This window comes from Sphaerisporangium siamense (assembly GCF_014205275.1).
In the GTDB taxonomy this organism is placed as follows: Bacteria; Actinomycetota; Actinomycetes; order Streptosporangiales; family Streptosporangiaceae; genus Sphaerisporangium; species Sphaerisporangium siamense.
Map to the genome: position 1 here is coordinate 937,130 of NZ_JACHND010000001.1, position 23,421 is coordinate 960,550.

Annotated in this window: 17 protein-coding genes and 2 tRNA genes; 6 read left to right on the top strand and 13 right to left on the bottom strand. The window is 71.5% G+C overall.

Annotation, left to right across the window (positions count from 1 at the left end):
• Positions 1 to 7 precede the first annotated feature (7 nt).
• Positions 8 to 1,351: a tyrosine-type recombinase/integrase gene (locus BJ982_RS04355; protein ID WP_203959477.1), complete on the top strand. Its 1,344-nt coding sequence runs from the start codon at positions 8 to 10 to the stop codon at positions 1,349 to 1,351.
• 68 nt (positions 1,352 to 1,419) lie between these two features.
• On the opposite strand, the gene BJ982_RS04360 is transcribed toward BJ982_RS04355, so the two are convergent.
• From BJ982_RS04360 to tmk, 7 genes are all read right to left on the bottom strand, one after another.
• Positions 1,420 to 1,493, bottom strand: a tRNA-Thr gene (locus BJ982_RS04360).
• A 64-nt stretch (positions 1,494 to 1,557) separates the two neighbouring features.
• Positions 1,558 to 3,126, bottom strand: a complete 1,569-nt coding sequence (locus BJ982_RS04365) for an alpha/beta hydrolase (protein WP_184876779.1) — start codon at positions 3,124 to 3,126, stop codon at positions 1,558 to 1,560.
• Between the two features lie 89 nt (positions 3,127 to 3,215).
• Positions 3,216 to 4,052, bottom strand: a complete 837-nt coding sequence (locus BJ982_RS04370; protein WP_184888431.1) for a PSP1 domain-containing protein — start codon at positions 4,050 to 4,052, stop codon at positions 3,216 to 3,218.
• A 235-nt stretch (positions 4,053 to 4,287) separates the two neighbouring features.
• Entirely contained in the window at positions 4,288 to 5,715 is a 1,428-nt protein-coding gene (locus tag BJ982_RS04375) for a WD40 repeat domain-containing protein (RefSeq protein ID WP_184876780.1), read from the bottom strand.
• Entirely contained in the window at positions 5,712 to 6,236 is a 525-nt protein-coding gene (locus tag BJ982_RS04380; RefSeq protein ID WP_184876781.1) for a SigE family RNA polymerase sigma factor, read from the bottom strand. Before BJ982_RS04380 ends, BJ982_RS04375 begins: the two co-directional genes overlap by 4 nt.
• Positions 6,237 to 6,319: 83 nt before the next feature.
• Positions 6,320 to 7,501, bottom strand: a complete 1,182-nt coding sequence (locus BJ982_RS04385) for a DNA polymerase III subunit delta' (RefSeq protein WP_184876782.1) — start codon at positions 7,499 to 7,501, stop codon at positions 6,320 to 6,322.
• A 9-nt stretch (positions 7,502 to 7,510) separates the two neighbouring features.
• Positions 7,511 to 9,571 carry a dTMP kinase gene (gene tmk / locus BJ982_RS04390; RefSeq protein ID WP_184876783.1) on the bottom strand — a complete coding sequence of 687 codons (2,061 nt, stop codon included), beginning with the start codon at positions 9,569 to 9,571 and terminating at the stop codon, positions 7,511 to 7,513.
• Positions 9,572 to 9,940: 369 nt separating this feature from the next.
• Between tmk and efeU the strand changes: the two genes are divergently transcribed.
• The 3 genes from efeU to efeB are packed head-to-tail and all read left to right on the top strand — an operon-like array spanning position 9,941 to position 13,278.
• Positions 9,941 to 10,792, top strand: coding sequence for an iron uptake transporter permease EfeU (gene efeU / locus BJ982_RS04395; RefSeq protein ID WP_184876784.1), 852 nt, complete (start codon positions 9,941 to 9,943; stop codon positions 10,790 to 10,792).
• 55 nt (positions 10,793 to 10,847) lie between these two features.
• Positions 10,848 to 11,987, top strand: a complete 1,140-nt coding sequence (gene efeO, locus BJ982_RS04400) for an iron uptake system protein EfeO (protein WP_184876785.1) — start codon at positions 10,848 to 10,850, stop codon at positions 11,985 to 11,987.
• Positions 11,988 to 12,030: 43 nt separating this feature from the next.
• A complete protein-coding gene (gene efeB, locus BJ982_RS04405) occupies positions 12,031 to 13,278 on the top strand; it encodes an iron uptake transporter deferrochelatase/peroxidase subunit (RefSeq protein WP_184876787.1) in 1,248 nt (415 codons plus the stop codon).
• Between the two features lie 187 nt (positions 13,279 to 13,465).
• Here the strand turns inward: efeB and topA are convergent, their stop codons facing one another.
• Positions 13,466 to 16,126, bottom strand: a complete 2,661-nt coding sequence (gene topA / locus BJ982_RS04410) for a type I DNA topoisomerase (RefSeq protein ID WP_184876789.1) — start codon at positions 16,124 to 16,126, stop codon at positions 13,466 to 13,468.
• A 243-nt stretch (positions 16,127 to 16,369) separates the two neighbouring features.
• On the opposite strand from topA, the gene BJ982_RS04415 reads away from it, so the two are divergent.
• Complete coding sequence (locus BJ982_RS04415) at positions 16,370 to 16,555, top strand: DUF5703 family protein (RefSeq protein ID WP_184876791.1); 186 nt, start codon at positions 16,370 to 16,372, stop codon at positions 16,553 to 16,555.
• Between the two features lie 417 nt (positions 16,556 to 16,972).
• On the opposite strand, the gene BJ982_RS38935 is transcribed toward BJ982_RS04415, so the two are convergent.
• The 3 genes from BJ982_RS38935 to BJ982_RS04430 all read right to left on the bottom strand — a co-directional run bounded on the left by BJ982_RS38935 (position 16,973) and on the right by BJ982_RS04430 (position 21,292).
• Positions 16,973 to 18,748, bottom strand: a complete 1,776-nt coding sequence (locus BJ982_RS38935) for a chaplin family protein (protein WP_184876793.1) — start codon at positions 18,746 to 18,748, stop codon at positions 16,973 to 16,975.
• Positions 18,749 to 19,184: 436 nt separating this feature from the next.
• Complete coding sequence (locus tag BJ982_RS04425) at positions 19,185 to 19,871, bottom strand: hypothetical protein (protein ID WP_311772226.1); 687 nt, start codon at positions 19,869 to 19,871, stop codon at positions 19,185 to 19,187.
• 122 nt (positions 19,872 to 19,993) lie between these two features.
• Entirely contained in the window at positions 19,994 to 21,292 is a 1,299-nt protein-coding gene (locus BJ982_RS04430; protein WP_184876795.1) for a M20/M25/M40 family metallo-hydrolase, read from the bottom strand.
• Positions 21,293 to 21,532: 240 nt separating this feature from the next.
• On the opposite strand from BJ982_RS04430, the gene BJ982_RS04435 reads away from it, so the two are divergent.
• Positions 21,533 to 21,618: transfer RNA gene (locus tag BJ982_RS04435), tRNA-Leu, on the top strand.
• On the opposite strand, the gene BJ982_RS04440 is transcribed toward BJ982_RS04435, so the two are convergent.
• Complete coding sequence (locus tag BJ982_RS04440) at positions 21,583 to 22,014, bottom strand: recombinase zinc ribbon domain-containing protein (RefSeq protein WP_184876797.1); 432 nt, start codon at positions 22,012 to 22,014, stop codon at positions 21,583 to 21,585. The genes BJ982_RS04435 and BJ982_RS04440 overlap by 36 nt on opposite strands.
• Positions 22,015 to 22,178: 164 nt before the next feature.
• Entirely contained in the window at positions 22,179 to 23,384 is a 1,206-nt protein-coding gene (locus BJ982_RS04445) for a hypothetical protein (protein WP_184876799.1), read from the bottom strand.
• Positions 23,385 to 23,421 lie beyond the last annotated feature (37 nt).

Consider the following 23,421-nt stretch of genomic DNA (forward strand, 5'->3'; position numbering starts at 1 on the left):
GGCGCACATGACCACTTCTAATAGGACGCGCAAGGACAACGGCGAGGGCACGATCTACCAGTCGGCCAGCGGAAAGTGGCACGGCAGAGTGACGATGGGCACCAAGCTCGACGGCACGCCGGACAGACGCCACGTTGAACGCAAGACCAAAGAAGAGGTCGAGAAAGCGGTCAAAGCGCTCATCAAGAAGCGGGACGCCGGACTTGCTGGTAGGGCGGGCCGGGTGCAGACCGTCGAGAAGTTCGGAATCTACTGGCTCGACACGATCCTCCCTGTCGCCGACCGAGCGCCAAGGACCATCGCGGACTACAGGAGCAAGTGCGAGAACTGGGTCTTCAAGTACATCGGGAAGGTGCGCCTGGACAAGGTGGGCCCCGACCATCTGGAGAACCTGTACGCCGAGATGAGAAAGGACGGCCAGGCCCCCGGGCACATCCGCAAGGTTCACGCGGTGATCAGCAGCATGTACAGCTCAGCGGTACGGCGGGGCGTGGTCGCACAGAATCCGGCCAAGCTCGTGGAGGTGCCGGCTGCGGGCGACCCGGAGAAGGACACGCTTACGCGTGACGAGGCGCGCAAGATCCTCTCCGAGACGCAGAAGCGTCGGAACGCGGCCCGCTGGTCGGTCGGCCTGGCCACCGGGACACGCCAGGGCGAGACCCTTGGCCTGCGCTGGCAGTACCTTGACCTGGACACCGGGGTAGCGAAGATCTGGTATCAGTTACAGCGGCTCACCTGGCAGCACGGATGCGCCAACCCTCACGCGTGCGGGATGGCCCACCACCGCGGGGCATGCCCGAAGGACTGCGGAGCCCATCGCCACCGGCCGGACTGCGCTCGCGGGTGCTACAGGACCGGCCACGTGTGTCCCAAGCCCTGCCCGAAGGGCTGTACGGCGCACGCGAAGGCGTGTCCGAGCCGCAAGGGTGGCGGCCTGGTCTTCCGTCAGATCAAGGAGAAGCGGCGCAAGAACATCCACCTGGCGCCCGAGCTGGTAGCCATCCTGCGCCGCCACAAAGAGGCCCAGGACTTCGAGCGGATCGTGGCCGGCGACGAGTGGACGGATCACGATCTGGTGTTCTGCCAGTCGAACGGCCAGCCGATCGACCCGCGGGTGGACTGGGAGGAGTGGGCCGACATTGTCAAGGAGGCGGGCCTGCGCCACCACAAGCTCCACGCGCAGCGGCACACCGCGGCGACCCTGGCGCTGGAGGCGGGCATCGCGCTCGCGGTGGTCCAGGAGATGCTTGGGCACTCTGACATCCGGGTTACCCGGGGCTATTCTCACGTGGCGTCACCGCTCGCGCAGGATGCTGCGCAGAAGATGGGGAGGGCGCTGTGGGGGAAGTGAGACGGAAAGTGAGACGGAAGATCGAAAAGGCGCCCCCGACGATCAAGGGGCGCCCTGGTCAAGCTATGAGCCGCCTGAGGGAATCGAACCCTCGACCTACGCATTACGAGTGCGTCGCTCTGGCCGACTGAGCTAAGGCGGCGTGCTGCGGGGTCCCGTAGCGTGTGGAAGTCTACAGGTTTCCGGTGGTTCTTGCGCCAGGGTGGTCAGGTGACCTTGGGGCAGAGGGTGCCGGAGCGGGGGGGATCCAGGGAGATGAGGTAGCGGTCCACGGCCTCGTCCACGCAGGGGGAGCCGGTGCGGTACGCGGTGTGGCCGTCGCCGTCGTAGCTGAGGAGTACGCCCGAGGAGAGTTCGGAGGCCAGGGACTTGGCCCACTGGTAGGGCGTGGCGGGGTCGCGTTCCGTGCCGACGACGACGATGGGGGGTGCGCCGGCGGCCTTGAGCGGGCGGTCGGAGCCGGTGGGCTTGACGGGCCAGTAGTCGCAGGGCAGTGAGCCCCACATGACGTACGCACCGAAGTGCGGCGATTCGCGCTGCGCGGTCTTGGCGGCCTCCTCGTAGGCGGAGATCTTGTGCGGGTAGGGGTGGTCGACGCAGTTGACGGCCATGTTGGCCTCGGTCTGGTTGGAGTAACTGCCGTCGGGGCGGCGGTCGATGAGGAGGTCGGCGAGCCTCAGCAGCGTGGTGCCGTCGCCGCGGAACCCTTGGCCGAGCGCGGCTCTGAGCACGGGCCAGGTGCCCTTGTCGTACAGGGCGGCCAGGATGCCGAGGGTGGCCCACGACTCGCTGATGGTGCGGCCGTCGCCGGTGTTGTTGCGCAGCGGGTGCTGGTCGGTGTTCTTGAGGAACTGCGACAGCCGTCCGAGCGCCGCGTCGGTGTTCTTCTCCGGGAACGGGCAGTTCTGCTGGCTGAAGCAGTCGGCGAGGAAGGACCGGAAGGCGACCTCGAAGCCGTGCGCCTGGGCGGCGTTCACCGTGGGGACGGGCGGCAGGGCGGGGTCGATGGCGCCGTCGAGGACGAGCGCGCGGATCTTTTTCGGGAACAGGTCGGCGTACACGGCACCCAGGTAGGTGCCGTACGACTTGCCCAGGTAGGTGATGCCCTGGTCGCCGAGCGCGGCGCGCAGGACGTCCATGTCGCGCGCGGCGTCCTCGGTGCCGACGTGCGGGAGCAGCTTGGCCGAACGCGCCTCGCACCCCTCGGCGAACTGCTTGCCGCCCCGGGCGAGCGCGCTGACCTCGGAGGGGTCGTCGGGAGTGCCGTCCAGGCCGATGAACACGTCGAGCTCGCGCCCGCTGAGGCAGCGGACGGGCGCGGACTTGCCGACGCCGCGCGGGTCGAAGCCCACGGTGTCGAACCGGGAGAGGACGGCGGGGCTGAGGACGGTGCGGGCGGCGCGCGCGTACTCGATGCCGGAACCTCCGGGCCCGCCGGGGTTGAGGAGGATGGAGCCGATGCGCTGGTTCCCACTGGCGGGCAGCTTGATCAGGCTGACCTGGATACGCTCGCCGCCGGGGTCGGCGTAGTCGAGGGGGACGGTGAGCTTGCCGCACTGGAACTTGTCCTGGCACGGCGTCCAGGCGATCTTCTGCGTGTAGAACGGGGCGAGGGCCGCGGAGGGGGCCTGGGTGGCCGAGGCGGCCGGTGGGTCGCCGGGCGAGGATCCGTCCGACGGCCGTTGCGCGTCCCCCTGGGCCGAGCACGCCGTGGCGACCGACACCGCCGCGAGAAGGGCGGTGGCCGTGCGGCCCACGCCGGAGAAGCGCATCATGCGCCGACCACCTGTCCCCCGATTGACAGAACCGCCGGCGTGACGATCACCAGGCGGGCGGTTAGGTTGTACCCCACCTACCTGCGGTTTCATTCCTCATCTGATCGTTCGGCACCATAACGCTCGTCGTGCTGCCTGCGCGGGGAACACACGCTCGCACGGGAGCACGCGCACCTGCGGCCGCCGTCGTTGAGCCGGACGATCACCGAGTCGGACGGCACGTTGTGGCCGACGACGGTGCCGGAGCCCTCGGGGGTGTCCACGGCGGCGCCGGTGCGCGGGGCGGAGGCCCGGAACTCCTGGTACAGCGGGTGCTCGTATTTGAGGCAGCACATGAGCCTGCCGCACGCGCCCGCGATGCGCAGGGGGTTGACCGGGAGGTCCTGGTCCTTGGCCATGCGGACGGACACCGGCTCGAAGTCCTTGAGGAAGGTCGCGCAGCACAGGTCGCGCCCGCAGGGGCCGATGCCGCCCTGCAGCCGGGCCTCGTCACGCGGCCCGATCTGCCGCAGCTCGACGCGGGCCCGCAGGTTGCGGGCGAGGTCGCGGACCAGGGCGCGGAAGTCCACGCGGTGCGGCGCGGAGAAGTACACCGTGTAGACGTTGTCGGCGTCCAGGTAGTCGACTCCGACGATCTTCATGGGCAGTTCGTGCCGCTTGATCAGCCGCTTGGAGACACTGCGCGCCTCGGCCCTGCGCCTGCGGTTGGTCTCGTCGCGGTCGAGGTGCTCGTCCCCCGCGGGGCCGGCGCACACCGGCAGGCCGTCGATCTCCTCGCTCACCCACTGCGGCGCCCAGACACACTCGGCGACCTCGGGGCCGGAGTCGGTCGGCACGAGCACCTTGTCCCCGACCTTGGGGCTGTGGCCTCCGGGGTCGAGGTAGTACAGCCTCCCGTAGCGAGTAAAGCTCACGGCCATGATCATTCCCATGGAACCCTCCGCCTTCTCGCCGGTACGGCTCACGGCCGCGCGGCCTCGCACCCCCGCGCCGGCGCGGCCGTCACGCGACCACGCCGAAACGGTTTCTGGCCACATTACGCGCAGCCCGCTTGGCCTGAGCAATACGTTCCCGCTACCTGTGATCGACCTCTCGGCCTCCAGGGGGCGACGTGCCGCACGGCCGGGGCGGGTTCCCCGGCCGTGGACGTTCAGCGGGCGGTCACCAGGCGGCGGACGGGTAGCGGTAGCCGTCCCGGGTGAGGAGCCGGTAGCCGGAGGCGGAGACGGACGCGATCTCGTCGCCGCGCCGGACGATGAAGTGCTCGTAGCCGCCGTCCGCGTCGAGCAGGGCCATTCCTCCCTTCCTGTCCTGGTAAAGGGTGTCCAGCCGCCGCCCGTTCGCGGCGTCGAACCGGACGATCGCGGTGGCGGACGGCTCGACCGTGGCTCTGTCGCCCTGGAACGTCCTGGCGGCGCGGCCGAGCGAGGCGATGATCCGGCCGCCGTCGGCGTCGAGCCGGAATCCCTGCAGCCCGACGGGCAGCGCGGCGTCGGCGACCGCCAGCGTGATCTTCCTGCTGCCGCCCAGGTCCTCTCCGGGGAGGGTCGTGTCCAGCAGGTATATGTCCGAGGGCATGGGAACCTCGGTCGGCGGCGTGGCCAGGGGTACGAGCGCGGGCGCCTCGGTCGGGGCGTCGCCCGGGTCGCGGGACGTCGGGGGGTTCGGCAGTTCGCTCGGCGTCTCGTCGGGAACTCCCGGCTCGACCTCGCCCGGCGGTTCCTCGGTCGGGCGTACCTCCTCCGGTGCCGGCGGTTCCTCGGTCGGGCGTACCTCCTCCGGTGCCGGCGGTTCCTCGGTGGGGCGTACCTCCTCCGGTGCCGGCGGGGCGTCGGGGGCGGGCGTCCGGGACGGCGGCGCGGGTGAGGCCTCGGGGGATCGCGGCCGGACGGGGGTGTCCGGGACGCCGAGGGGTGGCGCGGCGAGGTCCTGGTAGGCGACGTACCGTCCGTCGCCGCTGATCGCCACGCGCCCCACCTGCGGGCCGCCGGCGCCCGCCCAGGTGCGGGTCCGTCCGGTCGCGGTGTCGGCGACGACGAGCCCGGCGGCGCGGTCCATCGTCCCGCACCGCACCAGGCCGTACGCGAGCCTGCCGCCGTCCTCGCTCACCGCCAGGGACGTCGTCCGCGTGCCCTCCGGGACCGTGAAGGGGAGCCGGTCGAGCGTCGCGCCGGAGGAGCCCTCCAGGGTGAGCCGGTAGAAGTGGCCTCCGCAGCCGGTGGCGGCGGTGGTGGCGAGGTAGAAGCGCCGGTCGTCGCCGGCCGCGGCCGAGAACGACTCGCCGCCGGGAGCCGCGACGCGGGCCGCGGCCCGGCCGTCCGTCTCGCGGCGCACGGTCAGCTCGCCGGGAAAGGCGAGGACGAAGAACTCGGGCGTCCCGGCGGAGCCGGTCGCGGCGAGGCGGGTGCCGCCGCCTGCGAAGACCACCGTGCCCGTGGCGACGGCGGCGACCACCGACGCCGCCGCCACGGCCGGGACGAGCCAGGACCTCCGCGTACGGCTCCGGGCCGACCGCGGGGCGGGCAGATCCTGGACGGTGTCCCCCACGGCCGTGGTCGCGTCGCGCAACCTGTTGATGATCTCGTTCACGGCTGCTCCCCCAGAAGACGCCCGAGCGCTTCGAGCGCCCGGGCGGTGGTGGACTTGACGGTGCCTCGGCTGACGCCCATGACCTGGGCGGTCTCCTCTTCGGACAGGTCGGCGTAGTAGCGCAGCACCAGCACTTCGCGCCGCCGTCTGGGCAGCGCGTGCAGCGCCTCCATGACGGCACGCCGTTCGGCGCCGAGCAGCGCGGCGGACTCGGCCGACCAGACGGGCGGGTCGTAGGCGCCGGCGAACCAGGACGGCAGCCGACGCCGTCTGAGCACGCTGCGCGCGTTGTTGAGTACGGCGCTGCGGAGGTAGACCAGCGCGTTGGCCGGGTCGCGCAGCGCGCCGAAGCGGCGGTGGAGGCCGAGGAAGGACTCCTGCACGACGTCTTCTGCGCTCTCACGATCTCCGAGGAGCACGAGCGCCAGGCGGACCAGCCCCAAGGCGTGGTCGGCGTAGAGTGCCGTGATCGCTTCCTCGGCGTCCTGCGGCCCGGAGGTGCGCGTGTCGGAAGCCTGCATGTCCAAGAGACGCGTCGGCCGTGCCCGGGTTGCTCGCAGCTACCGAGATTTCCGGAAATATCCGAGAACCCCGGCGGCGGCCCTCACAACCGCGGACGCCACAGCGCGATCGTCAGCGCCTCCACCGCGATCTGCGGGTTGACGTTGGCCGCCAGCCGGTCACGGCACAGCATGATCGCGTCGATGCGCCGCAGGGTGTCCTCAGGGGTGCTGGAGGAGGCCAGCGCGGTGATGTCGGCCGTACGGTCCCCGGCGGAGAGCTCGACCGCGGCCCCGAACTGCACGGCGAGCACGTCGCGGTAGTAGGCGACCAGGTCGAGCAGGGCGGTGTCGAGGGAGTCGCGCTTGATGCGGGTGGCCCGGGACTTCTGCCGGTCCTCCAGGTCCTTCATCGCCCCCGCGCCGCCGCGGACCAGCCCCTTGTTGAGCCCCTTGCCCGTGGACCCCTCGCCGTAGATCTTGCGCAGCTCGGCGGTCTCGGCCTCGTTGAGGTGGGCGGTGGCCTCCTCGGCGTCCTCGGCGGAGGTCTTCACCAGCCGCTCGGCCGCCTCGACGCACGCGCCGAGGCCGGTCAGCGCGCTCGGCAGCGCCAGGACGGCGTCGCGCCGCCGCCGTGTCTCCTCGTCCAGGGCGAGGCGGCGGGCGCGGGCGATGTGGCCGCGGGTGGCGCGGGCGGCGAACTCGGCGGTCTCGTACGGCACGGCGTCGCGCGTGGCGAGCAGGTGGGCGACGGCCTCGGTCGAGGGGGTGCGCAGCGTCACGACCCGGCACCGGGACCGGATGGTGATCATCAGGTCGTCCGGCGAGGGCGAGCACAGCAGCCAGACCGTGCGCGGCGGGGGCTCCTCGATGGCCTTGAGCAGCGCGTTGGCCGCGGCCTCCGTCGCGCGGTCGGCGTCCTCGAACAGGATGACCCGCCAGCGGCCGAGCGTGGGCGCCCCCGAGGCCCTGAGCACCAGCTCGCGGGTCTGCCTGACGCTGTAGGAGAGGCCCTGCGGGCGGACGACCTCGACGTCGGGATGGGAACCCACCGCGACCTGGTGGCACATGTCGCAATGCCCGCACCCCTGGTCGGGGCACAGCAGCGCCGCCGCGAACGCCTGCGCCGCCTCGGAGCGGCCGGAGCCGGGCGGGCCGGTGAACAGCCAGGCGTGGGTCATGCCCGCGCCGCGCCCCCCGGACAGGGCCTCGGCCGCGGCCTCGGCGGCGCGCCGCAGCAGGACCGCCGCCTGCTCCTGGCCCACCAGGTCGTCGAAGACTGTCACGCGGCCAGGTTAGTCGCGGATGACGGGCATCGTGCCGGTGATGGCCTCGGTCTCCTGCGGGACGGGGTCGGGGATGATCTCGCGCAGGCGGTCCTGGATGGCCTGCGCGACCTGCTCCTGCGTCTGGAGGCCGTCCACGACCAGGTAGCGGTCCGGGTCGGCGGCGGCCAGCGCCCGGAACTCGCGGCGCACGCGCTCGTGGAACTCCAGGGGCTCGGACTCGATGCGGTCGGCCGGGGAGGCGAACCGGGACAGCCCGACCGACGGCGGCACGTCGATCAGCACGGTCAGGTCGGGGGTGAGGCCGCCGGTGGCCCAGGAGTTGACCTTGGCGACGTCCTGCGGCTCCAGCTCGCGGCCCGCGCCCTGGTAGGCGAGGGAGGAGTCGACGTACCGGTCGGAGATGACCATCGCGCCGCGCAGCAGCGCGGGACGGATGACCTTCTCGACGTGCTCGGCCCGGTCCGCCGCGTACAGCAGGGCCTCCGAGCGGGCCGACAGCCCTTGGTGGGCGGAGTCGAGCAGGATCGCCCGCAGGCGCATGCCGACCTTGGTGGAGCCGGGCTCGCGGGTCTGGACGACGTCGAAGCCCTGGTCGCGCAGCCAGATGGCGGCAAGGCGCGACTGGGTGGTCTTGCCCGAGCCCTCGCCGCCCTCGAAGGCGATGAACATGCCCCGCCCGTGCTCGGCGGTCTCGGCGACGTAGCGTTCGCCCTTCAGCGCGGCCATCAGGTCGGAGGAGATGGGGACCTCGCGCCGGTCGTCCATGTGGCGCAGCGCGAGCACCCCGACGACGACGGCCACGGCGGCGCCGATCAGCATGACCAGGCTCGGGCCGTCGAAGCGGTAGACGATGCCGGCGCCGATCGAGACGGAGTGCTCGCCGAACAGGCCCGACAGCGCGGGCGCGACGGCGACGACGAGCAGGAGCGTGACCCGGGCCATGGACTGCAGGAACGAGAAGGTGCGTCCCCGGATGGCGTCCTCGACCTCCAGGCCGATCAGCGTGTACCCGATGATCCACGCGATGCCCGCGCAGGCGCCGAGCACGACGACGAGCATGACCACGATCACCAGGTTGTGGATGAGCGCGGTGGCGGCGAGCACGGCGCCCGCGGTGACGATGGCGAGCCCGAACAGGCGCCGCCGCGACAGCTCGCGCAGCAGGCGGGGGCCGAAGAAGATGCCGAGCGCCATGCCGACGAAGACGGCGGCGAAGACGGTGCCGTAGGCGGCGTCTCCCCCGCCGAGCGCGGCGACGTAGATCTTGGCCACGCCGACGACCGCGCCGCCGGCCGCGAAGGCGCCGAGCATGCCGATGACCAGGCCCCGCACCATGCGGTTCTCGCCGACGTACCGCCAGCCGTCGATGATCTGCCGGAGCACCGAGGGCGCGGAGACCCGGCCGGCGTGGCCCTTGGGGATGCCGGTGAGCGTGAAGATCAGGAACGCGGAGACGAGGTAGGCGACCGCGTTGACGATCAGCGCGAGGTGGGCGGGCTGCCAGACGAAGGTGGGCACGGCCTTGCCCACGACCTCGATGATCACCGACAGCACCGCGAACAGGGCCGCGGCGACCGGCGCCGAGCCGTACGTCACCAGCAGGTTGAGCTGGTTGGCCTCCTCCAGCCGCTCCTTGGGCACCAGGTTGGGGACGGTGGCGTCCTTGGCGGGCACCCAGAACAGGTTCACGCACTCCACGAGGAGGGTGGCGACGATGATCCACTGGTAGCTGCCGACCAGCGGGATCGACAGCACGAGCGCGAAGCGCAGCAGGTCGCTGACGAACATCGTCAGGCGGCGGTCGAACCGGTCGGCGAACGCCCCCGCCAGCGGGCCGAGGAGGATGGCCGGGAGCATCTTGACGACGAACACCCCGCCGATGGCCAGGCTCTGCGCCTTGAAGCCCGACCCCTGGGTCAGGTAGGCGGCGAACGCCGTGATGGCGATGATGTTCAGCCAGTCGCCCAGGCTGCAGACCGCCATGGCCGTCCAAAGCCGACGGAACGGGGCGTTCGCCAGCACGTGGGGGGGTTTGCGGCGCGCGGCGGACCGGCCAGAGGTGGTCATGATGTCAGCGTATCCAGGTGCTCGCGTAGGCTGGGCTGGATCGGTGCGCAGGGCATGAGGCGCCTGCCGCTCCATTCCCGAGCGTATTACCTTCCCGGTTCCCCCGCAGGGGACATACAGGGAAAGGTCGGAATCATCCCTGTTTCGACGTCGAGAACGCCGCGCCCGTCCGGGGTGGCGACGCCGCGCACGGGGAACCAGTCCGCCACGGGACCACGCCCGTGATGTAGCGCGGCCGCGACACCGGCCTTACCTCGAACGATCAGCCCCGGCACCACGGGAGGGTCCCATAGAGGTCACCCTCTTGCCACCGTTAAGGTAATGCTGTCCTAATTTAGGCAAGGCTAAGCAAGGACTAGGGAGACCACAGTGTTCGCCAGCTATCTCATAGGCCTCCGTGAGGGGCTTGAGGCGACCCTTGTCGTGTCGATCCTGGTGGCCTTCCTGGTCAAGAGCGATCGCCGTGACCGGCTCGGGTACGTCTGGGCCGGGGTCGCCGCCGCCGTGCTCCTGTCGGTCGGCTTCGGCGCGCTGCTGACGTTCACCGCCGCGCACCTCGACTCCCAGAAGCAGGAGCTGTTCGACGCCGCGGCCTCCATCGCCGCGACCGTCTTCGTCACCTTCATGATCTTCTGGATGCGCACCGCGGCCCGCAAGCTCTCCGGCGACCTGCGCGCCAAGCTGAGCGAGGCGCTCGGCCTCGGCGTCACCGCCGTCGTCGTGATGGCCTTCCTCTCCGTCGCCCGCGAGGGCCTGGAGACCGCGCTGCTGTTCTTCGCCGCCGCCCAGGGCGCGGGCACCACCACCTCCCCCCTGATCGGGTTCTCGCTGGGCATCGCCACCGCGATCGCGCTCGGCTGGGCGCTGTACAAGAGCGCGCTGCGCATCAACCTCGGCCGGTTCTTCACCTGGACGGGCCTGCTGCTCATCGTGGTCGCCGCCGGCATCTTCAAGTACGGCGTGCACGACCTGGTCGAGGGCGGCGTCGTCCACGTCCTGACCGCCCCGGCGTTCGACCTCAGCGGCGCGCTGCCGCCGGACGCCTGGTACTCCGCCCTGCTCAACGGCGTCTTCAACTTCACCCCGCAGCCCACCACCATCGAGATGATCGCGTGGGTCGCCTACCTGGTTCCGGTGCTGGTGCTGTTCCTGATGCCGAAGCGCAACGGCCCCGGCGCCTCGCGCACACCGTCCGCCGCCCCGGCCTCCGCCCCGTCCTGACGGCCGCGCCCGCCACCCCCGACTACCTCACCGAAACACCTGGAACTGGAGAACCATGCGTACCGCCACAGCCATCACCGCCGGCGCGCTGGCCCTCGCGGGGCTGACCGCGTGCTCGTCGACGAGCGGCGGGGACGACACGGCCGCGCAGTCCGCGGGCAAGCCCGGCAAGATCACCGTCGCCGCGTCCGACACCGAGTGCAAGGTCTCCACGGCCGCCCTCCCCGCGGGCACCTCGACGTTCCAGGTCACCAACGGCGGCTCCAAGGTCACGGAGTTCTACGTCTACGCCCCCGGCGACCGGGTCATGGGCGAGGTCGAGAACATCGTCCCCGGCCTCACCCGCGAGGTCATGATCGAGCTGCCCGCCGGCGCCTACGAGACGGCCTGCAAGCCCGGCATGATCGGCAAGGGCATCCGCAACCCGCTCAAGGTCTCCGGCGCCGCCGCGCCGCTGTCCGACGACGCCAAGCTGGCCCAGGCCGCCAAGGACTACGGCCGCTACGTCAAGAGCCAGACCGACGCGCTGCTGACCAAGACCCAGGAGTTCGTGGACGCCGTCAAGGCGGGCGACGTCGACAAGGCCAAGTCGCTCTACCCGATCGCGCGGACGTACTGGGAGCGCATCGAGCCGGTCGCGGAGAGCTTCGGCGACCTCGACCCCGCCATCGACGCCCGCGAGGACGCCCTGGAGCCCGGCGCGGAGTGGACCGGCTTCCACCGGATCGAGAAGGACCTGTGGAAGGGCAAGGACATCAGCAAGGACGGCCCCATCGCCGACAAGCTGATGGCGGACGTCAAGAAGATCGTCGAACGCGCCAACAGCGAGACGCTCTCCCCGCTCAAGCTGGCCACCGGCGCCAAGGCCCTGCTCGACGAGGTCGCCACCGGCAAGATCACCGGTGAGGAGGACCGCTACTCCCACACCGACCTGTGGGACTTCGCCGCCAACCTCGAAGGGTCCAAGGGCGCCATCGCGGCGCTGCGCCCCGTGCTCACCGAGCGCGCGCCCGACCTGGTCAAGGAACTGGACGAGAAGTTCCCCGCCGCCGAGGCCACCCTCGGCAAGCACCGTTCCGGCGACGGCTGGAAGCTCCACACCGAGCTGTCCAAGGCCGACCTGAAGGAACTCTCCGACTCGATCAACGCGCTGGCCGAGCCCATCAGCAAGGTCGCCGCGGTGATCGCCAAGTGACCGGGCGCGCGGACTTAGGTCCGGCACGGAAGGAGGCGAGCTGATGCAGATCAACAGGCGCAAGCTCTTCGGCCTCGGGGCCGCGGGCGTGGCCGCCGCCGGCACCGGGGCCCTGGCCACGCGGGTCGTGCTCGACGCCGCCCCGCCCGCCGCGGCGGCGTCCACCTCCGACCCCGTGTCGTTCTACGGCGAGCACCAGGCCGGCATCGTCACCCCCGCCCAGGACCGCCTGCACTTCGTCAGCTTCGACGTCGTCACCAAGAAGCGCGACGAGCTCGTCGAGATGCTCCAGGAATGGACGGCCGCGGCCGCCCGCATGACCCAGGGCAAGGACGCCGGCACGTTCGGCGCCATCGGCGGCGCCCCCGAGGCCCCGCCGGACGACACCGGCGAGGCGCTCGGCCTGCCGCCGTCCGGGCTGACGCTCACGATCGGCTTCGGCGCGTCCCTGTTCGACCACCGGTTCGGGCTCGCCGCCAGGAAGCCCGCCGCGCTCGCCGACCTGCCCCGCTTCCCCGGCGAGGCCCTCCTGCCGGAGATCTCCGGCGGCGACCTGTGCGTCCAGGCGTGCGCCCACGACCCGCAGGTCGCCGTGCACGCGATCCGCAACCTCGCCAGAATCGGGTTCGGCAAGGTGTCGGTGCGCTGGTCGCAGCTCGGCTTCGGCCGGACGTCCTCCACCTCCCGCGCCCAGGCCACCCCGCGCAACCTCATGGGCTTCAAGGACGGCACCAACAACCTGAAGCTGGAAGAAGCCGCCATGCTCAAGCAGCAGCTCTGGGTGGCGCCCGGCGACGGGCCCGCGTGGATGACCGGCGGCAGCTACATGGTCACCCGCAAGATCCGGATGAACATCGAGACCTGGGACCGGGCGCCGCTCGGGGAACAGCAGCAGATCTTCGGCCGCGACAAGGGCGAGGGCGCGCCGCTCGGCCGGTCCCGCGAGTTCGACCCGATCGACTTCAACGCCAAGGGCCCGGACGGCGAGCTCGCCGTCGCCAAGGACGCCCACGTCCGCCTCGCGCACCCGACCACCCACGGCGGCGCGCACCTGCTGCGGCGCGGCTACAACTACGTGGACGGCTCCGACGGGCTCGGACGGCTGGACGCCGGGCTGTTCTTCATCGCCTACCAGCGGGACCCGCGCAAGCAGTTCGTCCCCATCCAGATGGAGCTGGCGCGCAAGGACCTGCTGAACGAGTACATCAAGCACGTCTCCAGCGGGCTGTTCGCCTGCCCGCCGGGGCTGCGCGACGCCGGCGACTACTGGGGCCGCACGCTGTTCGCCTGAGCCCCGCGCGGGCCGCCCGTCAGACGGCTCACACGTTCTCTGGGACGCGAAGCCATCCCTCTTAGGGGACTCGTGCCCGATCGTGCCTCTACGGCCCCCTCAGGGGCGGGAAGGGCGGGTTCGCCGGCGAATCACCCTTCCCCACCGGCGGCCGGGTGCTCCCCCGGCCGCCTTCCGAACCCCGCATTCAGGACTTGGCGCCGGCCTTCGCCCCGGCCTTGGCGCGCGGGCGCTTCGGCGCCGGGCCGCGGGCCCGGCGGTCCGCCAGCAGCTCGGCCGCCCGCTCGGTCGTGATCTGCTCCACCGAGTCGTCCTTGCGCAGGGACGCGTTCGTCTCGCCGTCGGTGACGTACGGCCCGAAACGCCCCTCCTTGACCACGATCGGCTTGCCCGACACCGGGTCCGCGCCCAGCTCGCGCAGCGGCGGCGCGGCGGCGGCGCGGCCCCTGCCCCGCTGCTTGGGCTGCGCGAACAGCTCCTTGGCCTGCTCCAGCGTGACCGTGAAGATGTCCTCCTCGGAGCCGAGCGACCGCGAGTCCGTCCCCTTCTTGATGTAGGGACCGAACTTGCCGTTCTGCGCGGTGACCTCCTGGCCGTCGAGCTCTCCCAGCACGCGCGGCAGCGACAGCAGCTTGAGCGCGTCGTCCAGCGTGATCGTCTCCAGCGACATCGACTTGAACAGCGAGCTGGTGCGCGGCTTCGGCGCGTCCTTCTTGGCCCGGGTCTTCTTGCCGTCCGCCGGAGGCTCCTCCTCAGGGAGGATCTCGGTCACGTACGGCCCGAAACGCCCGGACTTGGCGACGATCTTGTGCCCGGTCACCGGGTCCGCGCCGAGCTCGTGATCACCCGTCGGCTGCTTGAACAGCTCCTCGGCCCGCTCGGCCGTCAGCTCGTCGGGCGCCAGATCCTCGGGGACGTTCACCCGGGCGCCGTCCCGGTCCAGGTAGGGCCCGTACCTGCCGACCCGGATGACGATGTCCGTGCCGTTGATCGGGAACGAGCTGATCTCGCGGGCGTCGATCTCGCCCAGGTCGCTGACCAGCTCCTTCAGCCCGCTCCCGTGATCGCCGTAGTAGAAGCGGCGCAGCTCGGGCACCCGCTCGGCGCGGGCGTTGGCGATGTCGTCGAGCACCTTCTCCATCTCGGCGGTGAAGTCGTAGTCGACCAGGTTGCCGAAGTGCCGTTCGAGCAGGTTCACCACCGCGAACGCCAGGAAGGACGGCACCAGCGCCGTACCCTTCTTGAACACGTACCCCCGGTCGAGGATCGTGCCGATGATCGACGCGTACGTCGACGGGCGGCCGATCTCGCGGTCCTCCAGCTCCTTGACCAGCGACGCCTCGGTGTACCGGGCCGGCGGCCGCGTCGCGTGCCCCTCGGCGCCCAGTTCCAGCGCGGTCAGCGGGTCGTCCTGGCGGAGGTTCGGCAGCCTGCGCACCGAGTCGTCGCGGTCGGTGGCCGGGTCGTCGGCGCCCTCGACGTACGCCTTGAGGAAGCCGTAGAACGTGATCGTGCGGCCGGTCGCGCTGAACTCGACGTTCTCCCCTGCGCCGGACCTGCCGGCGATGCGGACGCTGACCGACTCGCCGACGGCGTCCTTCATCTGGGAGGCGACCGTGCGCTGCCAGATCAGCTCGTACAGGCGGAACATGTCCGCGCTCAGGCCGGTCTCGCCGGGCGTGCGGAACTCGTCCCCCGAGGGCCTGATCGCCTCGTGCGCCTCCTGGGCGTTCTTGACCTTGCTCTGATAGATGCGCGGCTTGTCCGGCACGTACTGCGCCCCGTACAGCCGCACGGCCTGGCTCCTGGCCGCCGCCAGGGCCGTCTCCGACAGGGTCGTGCTGTCGGTTCGCATGTAGGTGATGAAGCCGTTCTCGTACAGCTTCTGGGCGACCTGCATCGTGTACTTGGCCGAGAAGCCCAGCTTGCGGCTGGCCTCCTGCTGCAGCGTGGTCGTGCGGAACGGCGCGTACGGCCTGCGCGTGTACGGCTTGCTCTCGACCGAGGCGACCGCGTACGTCGCGCCCTCCAGGCGCTGCGCCAGCGCCCGCGCCGCCTGCTCGTCCAGGTGCAGGACGCCGGCGGTCTTCAGCGCGCCCGTGCTCGCGAAGTCACGGCCCTGGGCGACCCTGCGGCCGTCCACGCCGGTCAGCGTCGCCGAGAAGCTGCGCGGATCCTCGTCGCGGCCGATGTCGAAGACGGCCTGCAGGTCCCAGTACTCGGCCGAGGTGAACGCGATGCGCTCGCGCTCGCGCTCCACCACCAGGCGCGTGGCCACCGACTGCACCCGGCCCGCCGACAGGCGCGGCTTGACCTTCTTCCACAGGACCGGGCTGACCTCGTAGCCGTAGAGCCTGTCGAGGATGCGGCGCGTCTCCTGCGCGTCCACCAGGCGCAGGTTGAGGCGGCGCGGGTTGGACACGGCGTCCTGGATGGCCTGCGGGGTGATCTCGTGGAAGACCATGCGGTGCACAGGGATCTTGGGCTTGAGGACCTCCTGGAGGTGCCAGGCGATGGCCTCCCCCTCGCGGTCCTCGTCGGTGGCGAGGTAGAGCTCGTCAGCGTCCTTGAGGAGCTGCTTCAGCTTCGATACCTGGGACTTCTTGTCCGGGTTCACGACGTAGAGCGGCTCGAACTCGTGGTCCACGTTCACCCCGAGGCGGGCCCATGCCTCGCTCTTGAACTTCTCGGGGATGTCCTCGGCCTTTTCTGGGAGGTCACGAATGTGGCCGATGCTGGACTCCACGATGTAGCCACGCCCGAGGTACCCGGCGATCGTCTTCGCCTTCGCGGGCGACTCGACGATCACCAGGCGGGTTCCGCCGGCGCTGCCGTTGTTGGCTGGCACGCTGCTTCCTACCTCGCTGTTCGCTGTCGTACTCCCCTGCCGGTCGATCCCGGCCCGCCGCACGGGCGTGCCGGGTGATCCGTCACAGGCATGAAGGTAACCCGTCGTCGAAAAATACTCCCCGTCGGACTACCCGGTCACTTACCGGTGTTCCACCTACCTGGACCCGATACCCACGAGGACGCAGAATAGAGCCCAGACAGTGCCAGCGTCCCCTTGCACACCCTTCGGAGACTAATAGCAGTGCTTGAGTACTCCTATTTGGACCTGTACCTCCCGCGCGGGACCACCCGGGAAGCCGCCCGCCGGGTCCTCACCGAGCACGCGGAGTACGGGCACTGGGAGCTGGATCGTCTCCGGTTGTACCCCGACGGCCGCCGCTACGTACGGCTGCGCCGGAAGATCCTGCGGGTAGCCAGCACACTTTAGCCCTCGCGGCCAACTGTAGCCCCTGGAAATGGCTTTGCCCGCCCCGGGCCGCGCCCCCGGAACGGGCAAAGCGTCTTTGCTCCGCCGCCGCGATTCGAGCCCTGCGGCCCGGCACCGCGGGCATCCTCGCAGGCGGCGAAGCGTCTGTGACTCCGCCGCAGGATCACGGCGAAGGATCTGTGACCCCATCTCGCCGGCGCCGGCGAGATGGCTCTTGGCACGTCGCTCAGAGCGGACGATCTATAACGGGGCCGCATGGCTCGCGGCACGCCGTCCGTCCGCCCCCTGCCCGGCGGGCGCAGTCGCCGCACCCGTCAGGCATCGCGACGCCCTCGGCCGTCCCCCGCACCGCATGGCGTGCGGCACGGGGACGGGACGCCCGGCGGTGTCGCGCCACCGGGCCTCACTCCGAGTCGTTCACCTCCGGCGGAGACGGCGGGTGCCGGCGAAGAGGATCGCCGAGGCGGCGAAGAGCGCACCGGTCAGCAGGGCGGCCAGCGAGCCGGCGTTCATGCCCGTGACGCCGAGCGGACGCTCCGCGCTCATCAGGCCGAGCGTGCCCACGCCGACCGGGGAAGCATCGGCACCGGAACGGGCCCCGCCGATCACGCCCCCGACCGGCGTACCGGAGACGACCCTCTTCACGGGGATCAGCGGGTCGCCGCCGGAAGGGGCCGGGCGGCCCGGCGTCACCGGCAGCTCGGGCAGGCCGAGGGGCTTCTCGCGCCCGCTGGTCGCCGGCGACCCGGGGCCGCCCGCCTGGCCCGACTGGTGGGTCGTCTCGCCGGCCTTGGGACGGCCGGGAAGCGCCGAGGTGAGGGGCAGCTCGGGCAGGAGGCCGGACGGCTTGGCCTCCGTCACCGCGGCGGACACGGCGCCCGAGCCGCGCGCCCAGGTGCCGGGGCCCTGCTGGGCCACGCCCGCGGCCTTGCCTCCGACGCTCGCGCCGCCGAGGCAGCCCGCGGCGGCGTCGCCCAGCACGGCCACCGCGTTGCCGCACACGCTGACCGGAGCGGTGATGGGGGCGACGACCTGGTTGCCGCCGAGCACGCTGTGACGGCCGTCGGTCCGGTTGTTCCCGGCGCCACCGCCGCCGCCCTTGATCGTCGCGCCGCCGCGGCAGCCCGAGAACGCCCGCCCGAGAACGCCCGCGGAGACGCCGCACACGCTGACCGGGGCCGTGATCGGGGCCACCACCTGGTTGCCGCCGAGCACCGAGCCGTACCCGCTGGTGCGGTTGCCGCCCGCGCCGCTGCCGCGCCCCGCGGGCGGGGCGCTGACGCCGCCGGGGCAACCCGCCGCGCCGTTGCCGACCGCGTTGCCGCACACGTTGACCGGCGCGGTGATGGGGGCGACGATCTGGTTGCCGCCGAGCACGCTGTGACGGCCGTCGGTCGTGTTGCCGCCCGCGCCGCCCCTGCCGCCGTGGCCCTGCCCGCCGTAGCCGTTGCCGCCCCTCGGGACGGTGGCGCCGCCGCGGCACCCGGCGAAGGCGTGCCCGATGACGGCGACGGCGTTGCCGCACACGCTGACCGGCGCCGTGATCGGGGCCACCACCTGGTTGCCGCCGAGCACCGAGCCGCGCCCGTCGGTCCTGTTGCCGCCCGCGCCCTGCCGCCCGCCGCCGGCGACGGCCTTCGCGCCGCCGCGGCAGCCCGCGGCCGCCTCGCCGATGACCGCGACGGCGTTGCCGCACGCGCTGATCGGGGCGGTGATGGGGGCGACGATCTGGTTGCCGCCGAGCACGCTGTGACGGCCGTCGGTCGTGTTGCCACCGGCGCCGCCGGTCGCGTCCTTGCCCTTCTTGACCTCGGCGCCGCCCCGGCAGCCCGCGTCCGACCGCCCGATCAGCGACACGGCGTTCCCGCAGGCGCTGATCGGGGCGGTGATCGGGGCGTTCACCTGGTTGCCGCCGAGCACGCTGTGGCTGCCGTCGGTGTGGCCCTGGATCGCGTCGGACGCGCCGCCCTCCTGGACGGACGCGCCGCCGCGCGAGCCGGCCGTGGCGCCGCCGATCACACCGACCGCGTTGCCGCTGATGTCGACCGGGAGCTTGACCGGCAGGTCGACCTGGTTGCCGCCGCCCACCGAAGCGGTGCCGGAGGTGTCGGCAAGGGCGGTGCCGCTGCTGAGAGCCATGACCGCGACCGCCAGAAGCGCGGCGGGAGCGGAACCCTTCGCCCACGTTCGCATGATGAATCGCTCCTTGTTTCTAGCTCGGGGGGAATTCCTGACCGACACCCACCCGCGGGACCGCACCACCCGGCCACCGGAGCCCCCAGGGGAAGAGGCCCCCGAATCGGGAAGCCGAATCCCTTGGCTCACACTCGGGGCCAGAGCCATCCCGGGGAGCAGCGTCCGGGCATGAGCCGCCTGAGCTTGGGGATCGCTCTGGAGATGCGGCCAGGGCCGGAGTGACGTCCGCCAGTGGATGTCAGAAATGTCAGGGATGGGATATGCGGGAGACTCCATGTCACCCGCGCGGAGACCGCCTTCGCTCATCGCTCTCCCGAGGAAGCCTCCGCAGGACATGACCCGGGTACAGAAGAAGGTCATCGTCAAGAAGAGCTGCGGCGAGCGGGGCGCTCCGGGACCGGACGGGCACGCGGCCCGTACCGGTGGGGCGGGATCAGTCGGGAGAGAAAGAGGGATCGTCCGCTGCGGCGCGGACCACCGGAGCGGGCACGCGCGCCGTGAAGGCGGGCGAGGCCACGAGCCGCGGGTCGAAGAGGGACCTCGCGACATCCCCGAACCCCGGCCCGGAGGGGCCGGAGCCACCCCGGGGCACGAAGCCGTCGGCGCCCGCCGAATGGTCGGCGGCGGACGGTGCGGCGGGCGCGGGCGTGGACTGGCTGGTCAGCCCGTCCACCGTGCGCCCTGCCATGGCCACGGCGTCGGCCGAGGCCGTGTCGCTCACCGTGGGGAAACCGCCGGCCGAGGCCGGCCCGGTGGCGACGTGATGGGTCGCGGTGCCGACGTCACGCCGCGCCTTCGGCGCGGTGACCTCGGCACCGTCCGTGCCTCGGGAGATTCGGGCCGTGCCTTCGGCCTCGACGGCGGCCGCGTGCCCCGCGGGGATGTGGGTTTCCGCGGACGCGGCGCCGGTGAAGCCGAAGATCAGACCCAGGAGCCAGCCGATGGCGATCACACCGCCGACGGCCAGGAGACGAGCGAACCGGGAGCCGGCCACGAACCGTGCCATCCGGGCCTCCCGCGTCACGACCGCCTCGGCGTGATCGCCCGAAGCGGTCACGGGCACGCACCGCGCCGCGGCGGGCGATGCGCCCACCCGCGACCGTGCACCGACGCGTGCCACGTGACCTCCCCGACTCTTCGATCGGTCAAGCTTTCGCAAGGCCGATCGCGTGCACCAACCCCTCAACGGAAAGTTACCGTAGCACCACGAGGAGTGAAGTCAAAGCGTTTCCATGGAACGGGTCAGCAGGCGTCCAGGAAACGGTCAAGAACCCGTACGCCGAACCGCAGCGCGTCCACGGGCACGCGCTCGTCCACACCGTGGAACATCCCGGAGAAGTCCAGGTCGGCGGGCAGCTTCAGCGGCGCGAACCCGAAGCCGCGGATGCCGAGCCGGCTGAACGCCTTCAGATCCGTCCCGCCCGACAGCGTGTACGGCACGGCGCGGGCGCCCGGGTCCTCGGCGAGCAGCGCGTCCGACATCGCGCGGACCAGCGGGCCGTCGAACGAGGTCTCGACGGCGATGTCGTGATAGACGAACTCCCGCCGCACGTTCGGCCCCAGCAGCTCGTCGAGCGTGGCGAAGAACTCGTCCTCGTACCCCGGCAGGAACCGCCCGTCCACGTGCGCCGTGGCGACCTGCGGGATCACGTTCGCCTTGTAGCCGGCCTCCAGCATCGTGGGGTTCGCCGTGTTGCGCAGCGTGGCGCCGATCATGCGGGCCAGCGAGCCCAGCTTGGCGACCATCGCCTCGGCGTCGTCGGCGTTCAGCTCGATCTCGAACGCCTCGCGGAAGAAGTCGCGCACCGTCGGCGTCAGCCGCACCGGCCACTCGTACCGGCCGATGCGCGCCACGGCCTCGGCGATCTCGGTCACGGCGTTCTCGTTGTTGAGCATCGACCCGTGCCCGGCGCGGCCCGCGGCCGTGAGCCTCATCCAGGCGATGCCCTTCTCCGCCGCCTCGATCAGGTACAGCCGTCTCGCCTCGTCCACGGTGACGCTGAAGCCGCCGACCTCGCCGATGGCCTCCGTGCAGCCCTCGAACAGTTCCGGATGCCGCTCGGCCAGCCACTGCGCGCCGTACGCGCCGCCGGCCTCCTCGTCCGCCGTGAACGCCAGCACGACGTCCCGCGGCGGCCTGCGCCCCTCGCTCAGCCGCCGGCGCACCACCGCGAGGATCATGGCGTCCATGTCCTTCATGTCCACCGCGCCCCGGCCCCAGACGCAGCCGTCGGCGACCTCCCCGCTCAGCGGATGGTGGGTCCAGTCGGCGGCGTCGAAGGGGACGACGTCCAGGTGCCCGTGGAGCAGCAGGCCGCCCCGGCCGGAGTCCTCCCCTTCGATACGGGCGATCACGCTGGCCCGCTTGGCGTCGCTCTCCAGAATGCGCGGCTCCAGGCCCACCTCGGCCAGCTTGCCGGCGACGTACTCCGCGGCCACCCGTTCCCCCGGGCCCGCGTTGTCCCCTGCGTTGGTCGTGTCGATGCGGATCAGGTCGCGGCACAGCTCGACGACCTCGTCCTCGCCTTTGAACGCGGCCACACGTGCTCCTTAGGTCCGGCTACGGAACTTCCCCTGCCATCCTGGCGGCCCAGCCCGCCCTCCAGCCCCCAGGGCAGTTGCCCCCAGTCTCCACCCTGCACCCCCTTTCCCGGACGAACCCCCCATCCTCCGCCCCCTCCGCCGGCCCGGGGCTTACGAATCGCGGTATGACGCACCGCCCGGAGTTTGCTAACCTAGTCCCGCCGACGAGGGACGACACTCCCCCGTGCAGGCACCACTGTCCGGGTGGCGGAATAGGCAGACGCGCTAGCTTGAGGTGCTAGTGCCCTTTACGGGGCATGGGGGTTCAAGTCCCCCCTCGGACACACTTTGCTACATGATCGCCCGAGCTCAGCTCGGGCGATCACTGTTCTCCGGCCAGCTTCATAGGTGAGGCGCAGCCCGAGCCGCCCGTAGACCTGGGCCTTGTCCTGTGGGTCGGCGCTGCGGAGCGGCCTTCTCATGTCGCCGAGCGTGGTGGTCATGGCCGTGATCTCCTCCTCGGTGAGTCTCTTGGGCATGCTGGTGGTGATCTTGTCGAGCCGCAGTCGCTCGGCGCGGCGGCCGTCGGCGAGTTGGGCCTCGGCCATGGCCCGGTGGTCGATGCCGTTGGCCCGCGCGTACTGCTGCGGGAACACGCACCGGTAGTGCGCCTTGCCGTTGTTCCAGCTTCCCTGCATCCGCCGCTCACAGACGCCGCAGAACAGCAACCCCCGAATCACGTACGGCCGGAGCGTGCGGCGCGGCTTCCGTTCAGCGTCGGCTCGGCGACCGCGACGTTCGCACCCAGGCTCGCCATGCTGGAGACCACTAGCAGTGTCCACGGCAGCACACCGCCTCGGGAACCACGGCGGCTGGACAGATCACGTGCCCGCGTGGACGAGAGTCAGGATGCGGACCAGTCAGGCCCGCGGGGGGTGTCCTGGATGGTGACACCGACGTGGCTCAGGGCTTCGCGTACGGTGTCCGCGAGGTCGTAGGCGCTCGACTTTCGTAGTTCGCCGCGTAAGGCCAGCAGTGGTTCGACCAGCGGGGTCAGCCGTTCACGGGGGTCGCGGAGGTCGAGCGCGGGGGTGAGCCGGGCGATCATTTCGCGGAGGAGCGTGCGTGCCTGCGCGACGCCGTCCTCGTCCTCCTCGGTGTCCGCCGCCCATTCGCTGATCGCGGCTTCGAGATCCAGTACCGCCTGGATGAGCGCGTCGGCGTCGCGCCGGGCGAGAGCGGAGTCGAAACGTGCCTGGCATGCCCGCATGGCCTCCCCCAGCGTCGCGCTCGCGTGACCGGGCTGTGCCGCCGTTGCGAGGCCGGATGGCGGCAGCGGGTCGATGGTGTTCTCGGCGAGCTCGCGAAGCTCCGCGATGTCCAGCTTCGTGCCCGAGCGGAGGACGGTCTGTGCTCCGCCGCGTCGTACCGTCAGCCCGCCGCGCCCGCGTACTTCGGCGGTTCCGGCGTGGAGGTCGAAGATGACGGCGGTGTGCTCGTCGATGCCCAAAACCGCGGCGCCGTCCGGCAGGTCCTTCTCCAGCCGGGACAGCCGCCGCTCGCCGAGGTAGCAGTACCGGGTGTCATGGGTACCGCCTTCGGCATTGTCATAGTGCGGGATCACGGCCGCGATCAGTCCCAGCGGCGCGAGCAGGTCGAGCCCGTCACGCCAGTGCGGCTCGGCGCCGACCTTGTAGATCTCGTAGACCGGGACGGCGGCCACTCCCGCCGTGCAGGCCGCGGCCGAGGCGAGCACCGTCACGCCCCGGGACGGCCGCACTCGGGCCCGCAGGTCGGACGCGACGCCAGTGGCCGTCCACCGGTCCAGGGCGTAGGTGGGGCTGCCGGGGCCGGAGAAGACCCAGTCGGCGCGGCCGAGGGGCTCGCCGGGACGCGCGGCCTCCACGGCCAGCCCGACGCTGGTGGCGAAGTACTTGCGGGCGCGGGCGGAGATGTCGGCGGCGTTCTCCTGGAAGGCGTACGGGGTGTCGAGCAGCGTCGCCCGGGGACGGGGGCCGAGCCGGCGGGCGAGCGAGCGGTGCACCTCCACCATCGTGGGGCTCGTCTCCCCCGAACCCATCAGCGCCAGCACTCCCGGCAGATCGCGCATCCTGCCCGCCTCCCTGCATGACCCACTAAAGCCATGC